Origin of the sequence: Hanamia caeni (assembly GCF_003721595.1) — a bacterium.
Lineage (GTDB): Bacteria > Bacteroidota > Bacteroidia > Chitinophagales > Chitinophagaceae > Ginsengibacter > Ginsengibacter caeni.
This window is the reverse complement of sequence record NZ_RJJR01000022.1, coordinates 1-11,314: the sequence shown is the minus strand read 5'-3', so window position 1 is coordinate 11,314 and position 11,314 is coordinate 1. Positions and strand designations below refer to the sequence as shown.

6 protein-coding genes are annotated in these 11,314 nt (G+C 40.8%); all 6 read left to right on the top strand.

Annotated elements, in window-relative coordinates; all coding sequences use genetic code 11:
- The first annotated feature begins 19 nt into the window (after positions 1 to 19).
- The 6 genes from EFY79_RS19455 (at position 20) to EFY79_RS19430 (ending at position 11,224) form a co-directional block, all read left to right on the top strand.
- Entirely contained in the window at positions 20 to 1,807 is a 1,788-nt protein-coding gene (locus EFY79_RS19455; protein WP_199727593.1) for a RagB/SusD family nutrient uptake outer membrane protein, read from the top strand.
- A 51-nt stretch (positions 1,808 to 1,858) separates the two neighbouring features.
- Positions 1,859 to 2,707 carry an endonuclease/exonuclease/phosphatase family protein gene (locus EFY79_RS19450; protein ID WP_123122423.1) on the top strand — a complete coding sequence of 283 codons (849 nt, stop codon included), beginning with the start codon at positions 1,859 to 1,861 and terminating at the stop codon, positions 2,705 to 2,707.
- 37 nt (positions 2,708 to 2,744) lie between these two features.
- Positions 2,745 to 5,306, top strand: a complete 2,562-nt coding sequence (locus EFY79_RS19445; protein WP_123122422.1) for a phosphocholine-specific phospholipase C — start codon at positions 2,745 to 2,747, stop codon at positions 5,304 to 5,306.
- A gap of 31 nt (positions 5,307 to 5,337) precedes the next feature.
- The gene (locus EFY79_RS19440; RefSeq protein WP_123122421.1) at positions 5,338 to 6,099 is read left to right on the top strand and encodes a phosphatidylinositol-specific phospholipase C/glycerophosphodiester phosphodiesterase family protein; all 762 of its coding nucleotides are present in this window, start codon (positions 5,338 to 5,340) and stop codon (positions 6,097 to 6,099) included.
- Between the two features lie 390 nt (positions 6,100 to 6,489).
- A complete protein-coding gene (locus EFY79_RS19435) occupies positions 6,490 to 9,528 on the top strand; it encodes a SusC/RagA family TonB-linked outer membrane protein (RefSeq protein ID WP_199727592.1) in 3,039 nt (1,012 codons plus the stop codon).
- Between the two features lie 10 nt (positions 9,529 to 9,538).
- Positions 9,539 to 11,224: a RagB/SusD family nutrient uptake outer membrane protein gene (locus EFY79_RS19430; protein ID WP_123122419.1), complete on the top strand. Its 1,686-nt coding sequence runs from the start codon at positions 9,539 to 9,541 to the stop codon at positions 11,222 to 11,224.
- Positions 11,225 to 11,314 lie beyond the last annotated feature (90 nt).

The window sequence follows — 11,314 nt, the reverse complement described above, 5'->3', positions numbered from 1 at the left end:
TTTTTTAAATTCAACAATTATGAACTCAATATATAAAAAACTCATTTACGTTTTTGGGGTAGCGGTTCTTTTTACATCGTGTAAAAAGATTTTAGACCAGGCGCCAAAAGCAACCGCCACCAGGGATGCAGTGTTCAGCAATGAAGCGGGTCTGCAACTGTATGTTAACTCTTTTTATACAATTATTCCCAGTACCGGAGACATTATGAGAGGGGATGCCATGAGCGATTATGCCGCCCGCACTGAGGTGCCTGATTACCTGCGCCCTAACGTTTATAATGCTACACAAAGTTCAGGATGGGATTGGGGCGACCTGAGAAATATTAATTATTTTCTTGCTAATAATACCAATCCGAATGTTCCGGAAGATGTGAGAAATAATTACAACGGCATTGCGCGGCTCTTTAGGGCGTGGTGGTATTTTCAGATGGTAAAAAGATTTGGCGATGTGCCCTGGTATGGCAAACCGCTTGACGTGAATGATTCAACAGAATTGTATAAAGCGCGCGATCCACGTAAGCTGGTGATGGATTCTGTATTGGCTGATCTGAATTATGCCACTGAAAATATCACCGTCACTGATGATCAAACCAGGAGCCTTATTACGAAATGGGTAGCTTATGCCATGAAGTCGAGAATATGCCTGTATGAAGGTACCTTCAGGAAATATCATACCGAATTAAACCTTCAGTCTACTGTAAATGATTGGCTTACCGCAGCGGCAGATGCTGCTCAGCAAGTAATTTCTTCCGGTAAATTTAGCCTGAACCAGGCCGGGGGACCCACTAAATCGTATCGCCAATTGTTTATTAGCACCCAGCCCATAACAAATGAAGACATTCTGATAGACGTAACAGATCCCAACCTTGCAGTCTTTAGCGATGCCAATTGGTACTGGACAAGTTCTACCTATGGCAATCGGCTGAGCTTCGACCGGACATTTGTAAACACCTACCTTAATATTGATGGTACGCCGTTCACTGATATGCCCGGACATAAAACCATGGTATTTACCGAAGAAACACAAAACCGTGACGGCCGCCTTCAGCAAACCATCCGCACCCCCGGATATACAAGAATAAACGGTGGAAGCGTAATCCCTGCGCCTCCTGATTTTTCTTATACCTATACCGGTTACCAACCCATAAAATACAGTCTTGATGATACAAAATACGACCAGGGTACAGTAAGTATTAATTCAGTTCCGGTAATTCGTTATGCAGAAATACTTTTAAACTATGCTGAAGCAAAAGAAGAATTAGGCACATTTACAGACGAAGATTGGAGCAATACAATCGGAGCGCTTCGGGCGCGGGCCGGCATTACCGGTGGTTTGACTTCAAAGCCTACAGAAGCTGATCCTTATTTACAGGAGAATTATTTTCCTGAAATTTCTGATGCTACACTTCTTGAAATCAGGAGAGAAAGAAGCATTGAATTGGCATGGGAAGGATTCCGCTTTGACGATTTAATGAGATGGAAAAAGGGAGAGTTGCTGGAACAGGAATGGAATGGGTTTTACGTGCCTTCTTTAAATACACTTATGGATCTAAACCTTGATGGCAAACCGGATGTAGCTTTTGTGCAGGAAGCGCCTTCAAGCCCCGTGCAAGGCGTGCAATATGTGAATGTAGCGCCAACGATAAGCGGTAAGGTAAATCCTGAACAATTGAGAAATGGTACTTATGGCGAATTGATATGGTTGAACAATTCTCCAAGAGAATGGTCTGATAAAAAATATTATTATCCTATACCGGAATCTGCATTATTAAAAAATCCGAAACTGGGACAAAATCCCGGATGGTAAAAAACGGCTCCTGAAAAAGGAGCCTTATTTTTGATCACAAATGAAGAAATTATGAAATTAAAAAGAATACTTTTTGTTGCTTTACTATTGTTCTCAGTGATGGTGATGCAGGCCCAAACCATAAGAGTGGCCACTTACAATATGCGCAATGATAATAACAGCGAAGATTCCACACGTGGAAACGGATGGAAGCAGAGAGCTCCCGTTATCTCAGCGCTGATACAATTTCACGACTTTGATATTTTCGGCACGCAGGAATTACTGTATCATCAAATTCAAGATCTGCATAGCCTGCTTCCGGAATATGCTTTTTATGGAATAGGAAGAGATGACGGCAAGCAGGCAGGCGAATTTTCAGAAATCTTTTATAAGAAAGACAAATTTGAAATGCTGGCTCATGGCGATTTCTGGCTTTCGGAAACTCCGGATAAACCAGGCCTTGGCTGGGACGCCACCTGCTGCAACCGCATTTGCTCATGGGTGTTATTGCGTGACAAGCAATCGAAAAAGAAATTCTATGTTTTCAATACGCACTATGATTACCAGAAAGATTTGGCAAGAAATGAAAGCAGCAAGCTGATCTTGCAAAAGATAAAAATGATCGCCGGCGATCAACCGGTTATTTTAATGGGCGATCTCAATGGCGGAAATGATTCAGAGTGGTATAAAGCAATTGCCAATTCAGGCACGCTAAAAGATACTTATAAACTGGCGAAAAATCCTTATACAAATAATGGATCATTTAATGCTTTTGGCCCTGCAGTGAAGAGTGATGAAATTATTGATCACATATTTGTCAGTAAACAATTCAAAGTGGAAAAATGGGGAATCTTAACCGATACGTATCATGGCAGATATCCTTCGGATCATTTTCCTGTTTTGACGGTCATAAAATTTTAATTTTTTTTCCGCTTTAAAATCCTAAACCAAAATTCCAGTGGACACAAGAAGAGACTTTCTTAAAAAAGCAATCCTGGTTTCAGGAGCCACGGGCCTTTCTTACATGCTTCCGGAATCCATCCAGCGCGCCATGGCCATTAATCCTGAAAAAGGCAGCACGTATCTCGATGCAGAGCATGTCGTAATCCTGATGCAGGAAAACCGTTCGTTCGATCATTGTTTCGGAACGCTCAAAGGTGTTCGCGGGTATAATGATCCACGGGCCATAAGATTACCTGATAAAAATTTAGTGTGGCTTCAAACCAATGAAGCAGGAGAAACTTTTTCTCCGTTTCGGTTCGATATAAAAAATACAAAAGCCACCTGGATGGGCTCGACGCCTCACAGTCGCGGAAGCCAGGTGGATGCCTGGAATGACGGGAAATACGATAACTGGCTTCCCTCAAAGCGAGTAAGAGATAAACGTTATGCAAATATCCCGTTGACTATGGGCTATTACACACGAGAAGACATTCCATTCTATTACGCAATGGCGGATGCATTTACGGTTTGCGATCAGAATTTTTGCTCGGCAATGACAAGTACCAACCCTAACCGCTTGTTCTTTTGGGCCGGTACTGTAAAAGAAAAACAAACAGCAGATGGCCCTGCCATCATGAGAAATCTAAGTAATGATCGATGGGGTGTTTTGCGTTTTGACACTTTTCCTGAGCGGCTCGAGGATAACGGCATTTCATGGAAATTTTATCAGAACGCGATTGATTGTGGCGGAGGTTTTACGGGTGAAGAAAGAGCATGGCTCGCAAATTTTGGATGTAATCCGTTGGAATGGTTTGCCAGTTACAATGTAAAATTTTCAAAGCGGTATATCGAAAGTTTGCAAAAGCAAATGAAATCTCTTCCCAAAGAAATAAAAGCGCTAGAAGACAAAATTCAATACGGCTCGCTTTCAGAAGACGCCTTAACAAAAGCGCAAACTGCTGTTGATAAAAAGAGAGAGGTGTTGGACAGGGCCAAAAAAGATTTGTCAGATTATACGCAGGAAGTCTTTGACCAGATAAGTCAAAAAGAAAAAAACCTGTTTGAAAGGGCATTTGCCAATAATTCAAACGATCCGGATTACGGTAGTCTAATCGAATTAAATTACAATGACAATGGAGTAGAGCGTTCATTAAATATTCCCAAAGGCGATGTGCTTTATCAATTCAGAAAAGACGTGGAATCCGGAAATTTACCAACTGTTTCGTGGCTGGCCTCCGCGCAAAATCTTTCTGATCACCCGAGCGCTCCGTGGTATGGTTCTTTGTATGTTTCAGAAATATTAAATATTCTTACAAAAAATCCGGAGGTGTGGAAAAAGACCATCTTCATTGTAAACTTTGATGAAAACGACGGCTATTTCGATCATGTGCTTCCGTTTGTAGCGCCTAACCCGCTTGATCCGGCTACCGGTAAATGTTCTGCCGGCATTGATCCTTCAATAGAATATGTCCAACTCGAAAATGAACTGAAAGAAGGCATTCCTAAAAGGGAAGCCCGCAAAGGCCCGATAGGGCTTGGGTTTCGCGTGCCTTTAATCATCGCTTCGCCATGGAGCAGGGGAGGGCAGGTGTGTTCGCAGGTGTTTGATCATACTTCTACTTTGCAGTTTCTTGAAGATTTCATACAGAAGAAATTTGGAAAAGAGGTGAGGGAAAAAAATATCAGTGACTGGCGACGCACGGTTACAGGCAACCTCACTGCCGCATTCAACTCCTTTAAAAATGAAAAAGATAGTCACATTTCTTACCTCAACAAAAAGCCCTTCATCGAAAAAATTTACAATGCTAAATTCAAAGACGAACCAATAGACTTTAAGCAATTATCCAAACAGGAAATCGAACAAATCAATCGTGATCCGTTTGCGTCGGCTGTGTTGCCTAAGCAGGAACCGGGAGTGAAAATATCCTGTGCACTTCCTTACCAATTGTATGCGGATGCAAAATTATCAGAGGATAAGAAAAACGTAGTAATCGCTTTAGAGGCAAGAAATGAAGCGTTTGGAAAAGCTTCTGCGGGCGCACCGTTTAATGTATTGATTCCGGTGAAATACGCGGATAATGATAGAAATTTTAACAATGTGGGAAGTCGCTCCTATGCAGTGTCTGCAGGAGATGTTTTGTCCGATACGTTGCCTGTTTCTTCCTTTGAAAATGGTCGATATCATGTGAGAATCTACGGCCCCAATGGGTTTTTAAGAGAGGTATCCGGAACTGCCGGAGACCCTGCTTTGAATGTTATTTGCGAATATGAAAAGAAACCACTAAAAAAGCTCAGCGGAAACATACAGTTGAATTTCCAAACAAATAATCCTGACAAATCTTTTGAAATACAAATCCAGGACAATGCCTATAAAAATAAACCGGTAACCAAAAGATTGACTAAAAATGAATTTGCTAACGGTGATGGATACACGATAATTTTGAACCTTCAAAAAAGTTACGGATGGTACGACTTTAGCATTTTTGTGAAAGGCTTTCCTGATTTTGAAAGGCGCTATGCAGGCCACGTGGAAACCGGTAAGCCAAGTTATACGGATCCCTTTATGGGAAGGGTTTAGACAAGTTTTTCAAAGAATAAAATCAATGATAATGTTAAACAAGACACTACTCCTGTTTTTTCTGGTCAGCGCTTCTGTCAGCATTTTTGCGCAGCATAAAAAATATACGGTTGCCGATGCCCATGCCCATAATGATTATATGCATCCCGTTCCATTTTATACAGCGTGGAACGCCGGGTTCGGGTCGATAGAAGCAGATGTGTTTCCTGTAAATGGCGTGTTGCTGGTAAGTCATAACAAAGAGGCGTTAAACCCGGAGAGCACTTTAGATTCGTTATATTTAAATCCGCTTTTAAAAGAATTGAAAAAACATCCACACCGCAAAGTCAACCTGTTGGTGGATATAAAAGAAGATTATAAAAATAGTTTAGCAATTCTTTTGCAGGAATTAAAACCACTAAAAAAATATCTCCTTTCTGATAAAAATTCTCAAAACCCATTGACGATTTTGATAAGCGGTGAAAGGCCGCAACCCGCAGAATATAAAAATTATCCCGGCTATATTTATTTTGATGATGATTTAAAAATCCCTCATTATCCTGCTGAATGGAAAAGAGTAGGGCTGGTAAGCCTTTCTTTTGAAAGGTATTCGCAATGGAATGGCGAAGGAGACATACCTGCTGCTGACCGGCAAATACTCATTCACGTTATTGACAGCGTACACCAGGCGGGGAAGAAAATTCGCTTTTGGGCAGCGCCAGACAATCAAAATTCGTGGCGCAGGCAAATGGATTTAGATGTGGATTTGATTGGTACTGATAAAATTCAGGAGCTTTCTGAATATATAAAATGAATATAGAAATCTTAACGCCCCTCTCCAAATAGTTGAGCTTGCTATGCTTTTAGTACCTCATTCAGAACAAAATCGCGGCAGGAATATAATTCCACACCCTGTTTTTTTCTCTGCAATTTTTACGAAACCGGTTTCGTGAATAAACCTAGATAGTTTTGTTTGGATTTGATAAATAAATACCAATTTAGCAGCCTAATATTTTTTAACGTAATTCCGTATGAGAAGTTCGTATCCCAGACTAAAAACTTCAAAAGCTGCATGCCAGGCAAAATGGCAACCTTACAAATCAAAGAAAACAGCCGTCGAAATAACCGGTAATGTAAAATTGGTTTTCTGATATTATTAATCATAGCGACAAATAAATATTCATCTATTCTAAACAAAAAGTTTATGAGATTACAACTTCTTAAATTCCTAAGATACCAAGCCGCAACACGCATGGCTTCACCCTTTTTCTTACTATTGATTACGTTTTCTATTGTCGTTTATCCCTTGAATGTTTCGGCCAAACCAGAAAAATCAGCCGGCATTTCGCTTAATGATAAACTTGTCAGTGGGAAGGTAACAGATGCAGCTTCGGGTAAACCATTGAGCGGCGCTACGGTTTCAATTAAAGGGACTAATAATAGTACGACTACCAACGTAGATGGTTTCTTTTCTATTAACGTGAAAGATAATAGCGTCACGCTTGTTTTTACCTATGTGGGGTATATTTCGAAGGAGGTGCCGGTTGGGGGTAATTCTACAATTGATGTCGCGTTAAACATTGCGTCTGCGCAACTTGCCGAAGTAGTTATCGGATATGGCACCCAATCGAAAAAAGATGTAACCGGCTCCGTAAAGTCTTTGCAGCCCGACGATTTTAATAAAGGAATAATAAACTCGCCTGAGCAGTTGCTACAAGGGAAGGTAGCCGGTGTAAACGTCACTTCCGCTAATGGTGAACCAGGAGCGGTGCAATCTATAACGGTTCGGGGACCGGGAGGTGTAAGAACGGGAAGTACGCCCCTGTTTGTTTTAGACGGCCTAGCTTTGGATAATTCCAGCACTGGCGGGGGTAATCCTCTCAATTTTTTAAATCCGCAGGACATCGCATCAATAGATGTATTGAAAGATGCATCAGCCACCGCGATATATGGAGCACGAGGCGCGAATGGGGTTATCCTTATTACTACAAAGCGAGGAAAAAGCGGCTCAAGCACACTCTCGTATGTTGGAAGTCTTGCTATTTCCCATATTGCAAGAAAACTGCCGGTGTTTTCAGCAGATAAATACAAAGAAGAAGTCGTTGCACTCGGGGGAGAATTAGACGATAAAGGAACAAGTACAGACTGGCAAGATGTAATTACCCGTATTGCGATTACTCAAAATCATAATCTTACTTTAAGCGGCGGTGCTAATAAGCTTACATATTATGCATCGTTTGGTTTACAAAACCAACAAGGGATTATTAAACACAATGATTTTAAACGTTATACCGGGCGATTCAATGCAACGCAAAGATTTTTAGAAGACAGGCTTATTATAGAAGCGAATATGACGGCTACAAGCACTTACGATTTACGACCTGATTACGGAACGGTTATAGGGTCGGCAATCTCTAATAATCCGACATATCCTGCATATGATTCTATTGGCAATCCTGCTCAGTATCAAAATATAAATAATCCTTTGCAGTCGTTTAAATTAGACGAGGAAATTACAAAAATCAACCGGGTCATAGGAAATATAACTGCCACTGTGAAGATTGTTAAGGGCTTAAGTTATAAGCTAAATTTTGGGATCGATAATTCGACAGGAACAAGAGATGTCCAGGCATTACCCAGTCTGGTTCCCCAAAGAGATGGTCGGCTAGAAACTTATTACACTACCAATACAAACACATTGTTTGAAAATTATCTGACCTACAACACGGATTGGGGCAATCATAGCCTCACAGCATTGGCAGGGCAGTCCTATCAAAAAATATTTTTGCAGGGAAGGAATTATAGTATAAATAAATTTCCAATTTCGCCTGTAGAACCCCAATACAACCCAGGAATCGGGCAGGAACTTACCTTAGCTAATAATAAACCTGGTGGTTATGCATTAATTAACGAATTACAATCTTTTTTTGGAAGGGTCAATTATCAATATCAAAATAAATACCTCATAACAGCAACTTTAAGAGCAGACGGCTCTTCAAAATTCGGCGGTAATAATAAATATGGTTATTTCCCTTCCTTTTCTCTTGGCTGGAAAATTAATGACGAATCGTTTATGGCAAATTCAGGATTTGATATTCTTAAGTTAAGAGCCGGATGGGGGCAAACAGGTAACCAGGAGATCCCGTCTAAGATTACCCAGGCTTTGTTTACCTCTTCCGTATCATCCTCATCGAGCTATCCTTTCAGTGAAAACGGGCCATATCCCAGCGGAACTATATATACAAGGCTTGCCAATCCAAATATTCAATGGGAAGTTAGCACGCAAACGAATATCGGGTTGGACTTTGGATTTCTAAACGGAAAGCTTAACGGATCCATAGATGTATTTAATAAAAACACGAATAATATTCTTTTACAGGTAATACCCGCCGATCCTATTCAGCCGGCAAATACAGTGTGGACCAATGTAAAAGATATGAATATAAATAACAAGGGAATTGAGTTGGATCTTGAATACAGGGTAAGGAATACGAATGGCTTCAGCTATGGAATTTCAGGCAATTTCACTGCTCTCAGCAATAAGGTTACCCATTCCCCCTATTCAGTAATTCCTTCGGGGTCAGCATCAGGGTCCGGCCTTACTTCGGCTACAATAAACGGCTATATTAATGACCAACCAATCGGAACTTTCTTTTTAAAGGAATTCACAGGTTTTGATCAAAATGGCTTAAGCGTTTATCGGGATGTGGACGGAGATGGCACCATTTCGGACAACGACCGAATTGCAGCAGGCACGGCGCTTCCCAACGTTTTGTATAGTTTTAATTTGAATCTGGGATACAAGGGATTTGACTTTGCCGCTAATTTTAATGGAGTATCAGGTAATAAAATATATGATAATACTGCCAATTCGAACTTTTATAAACTAAAATTGTTTAAAGGATTGAATACAACGCCAGAAGCTATTAAGTACCCGCAGGAGTCTGTAAATAACGCAGCACCTGTTAGCACACGCTTTTTAAAAGATGGGGCCTATTTAAGATTAAATAATCTTTCTCTCGGATACAATTTCGATGTTCAAAAATTGCATATCAGCCAATGGGCAAAAGTCCTGAGATTGTCAGTGACTGGCCAAAATATTTTCGTGATTACGAAATACGATGGTTATGATCCGGAGGTAAATGCCGATCGCCAGATTAATGGTGTTCTCTCATACGGGATTGACTTTCTCAGTTATCCAAAAGCACGCTCCATAATTTTTGGTTTAAATGTAACATTCTAAAAAACATCTCATGAAAAAAGCATATCAAACAATTCTGATACTCTTAGCCACAATAGGCCTATTAAGTAGCTGTACTAAATTAAATGAAAAGATATTGGATGAATCGTCTGTCACCGGCCTGAGTGATAAACAAATTGCAGATGGACTCATCGCCCCCGTATATGCACGCCTGCCCGATATTTTCAGGCACACTACTTATTTTGCGCTTCAGGAGATTTCAACCGATGAAGCCATTCTCCCCTACAGGGGTGGCACAGATTGGGGAGACAATGGTATTTACCTGTCCTTGCACAGGCATGAAACCACTTCCACTGATCCCAATGTAAACGATACATGGAACTTAATTGTGCAGGAAATTTCGAGATCGCTAACCGCTCTTAACTCATTAAAGGATAATAAAGATCCTAATGCGCCTGAATACATCGCCGAAGCAAGGGGAATGCGGGCTTTTTATAATATGCTTAGTCTTGATCTTTTTGGAATTGTGTTTGTAAAAGATGAGCCAACCGCCGTATCGAAGATCATTCGCGCCGGAGAAGCAGTTGATTACCTTAAGAATGAATTGCTGGCAGTGGAGCCCTTATTAGGGAACGACAACGGCCCCGGACGGCTTACGAAGGCCGGTGTTTGGGGTTTGCTCACAAAGCTCTATTTAAATGCCGCTGTTTATAGAGATCGATATGCAGATAATTTCAATTTTCGGGATCAGGATTTAGATTCAGTGATCATGTATTCTGATAAAATCATCAATCTAAAAAAATATGAATTATCTCCTGATTACTTTGCGATTTTTGGTAACGAAAATCACACAAATAAAGAATTAATTTTTGCAGTTGACCAAAGGCCTGACCTAAATGGCCACAACCGGCTTGCTTATTTTTCTTTATCAGGAGATCAGTATCCGCTGCCACAATATCCGGCAGCGAACGGAACTGATGGTCCGGCGATTACCTCAGATTTTTATCAGACATGGGTTCACGCAAATGAGCCCATCGATCCGGCAAAAGCTGATCCGCGGTTTTATAAGCAAAATATTTCTATTTATACTAATCCCGGCGATTCTTGCGTGAGCGACTTTAATGAAGACCGGGGAATATTAAGGGGCCAACAATATGGTCTGTTGCGCGTTAATGGTGCCTTTGTCAAATGCGACAATGGATTGTATAAGGTAGGAAAATTGTATAACGCCAGCCGAAGCAATCCTAACCTACCAGTAAACTTTACAGAAATAGTTGATTTTACTACTGAAGGAAGCAACTATTCTACCGGCTACCGCGTAGAAAAATACGAGTTTAGCCGCTCGTCCACAAGCGGAAGAAATTTTGGCGAGGCAGACATTTCTATTATTCGACTCGCTGATATTTATCTCATGCGGGCCGAGGCGAAACTTCGCAAAAATGATGTGGCTGGCGCGTTAGAAGACGTTAATACTGTTCGCCTTTCGAGGACCGCTTATGCAATTCAGCCAACTGCATTAAATTCATTAAATTTGGATTTACTTTTTCGTGAAAGAGGGTTTGAATTTTATTGGGAAATGCTTCGCAGGACAGATATGGTACGCTTTGGCAAATATGAAGGAAGCTGGACCGAAAAAACAAATACAGACAAAAACAAGCGGATATTTCCAATTCCCCAAAATGCCATCGACGGAGCATCTAATCTTCCCGACTATCTTGTGCAGAATCCTGGTTATTGAGTGTCACGAATAAATAATGAATACAAATTAGTTCTTTGATTTTATTATTTAATGCTATGTAGATGATGATGGTCGGCCCATCGGTAACGG

Coding starts and splice junctions, on each gene's coding strand:
- EFY79_RS19430 (WP_123122419.1), top strand. CDS start 9,539: ATGAAAAAAGCATATCAAACAATTCTGATACTCTTAGCCACAATAGGC.
- EFY79_RS19450 (WP_123122423.1), top strand. CDS start 1,859: ATGAAATTAAAAAGAATACTTTTTGTTGCTTTACTATTGTTCTCAGTG.
- EFY79_RS19440 (WP_123122421.1), top strand. CDS start 5,338: ATGTTAAACAAGACACTACTCCTGTTTTTTCTGGTCAGCGCTTCTGTC.
- EFY79_RS19455 (WP_199727593.1), top strand. CDS start 20: ATGAACTCAATATATAAAAAACTCATTTACGTTTTTGGGGTAGCGGTT.
- EFY79_RS19435 (WP_199727592.1), top strand. CDS start 6,490: ATGAGATTACAACTTCTTAAATTCCTAAGATACCAAGCCGCAACACGC.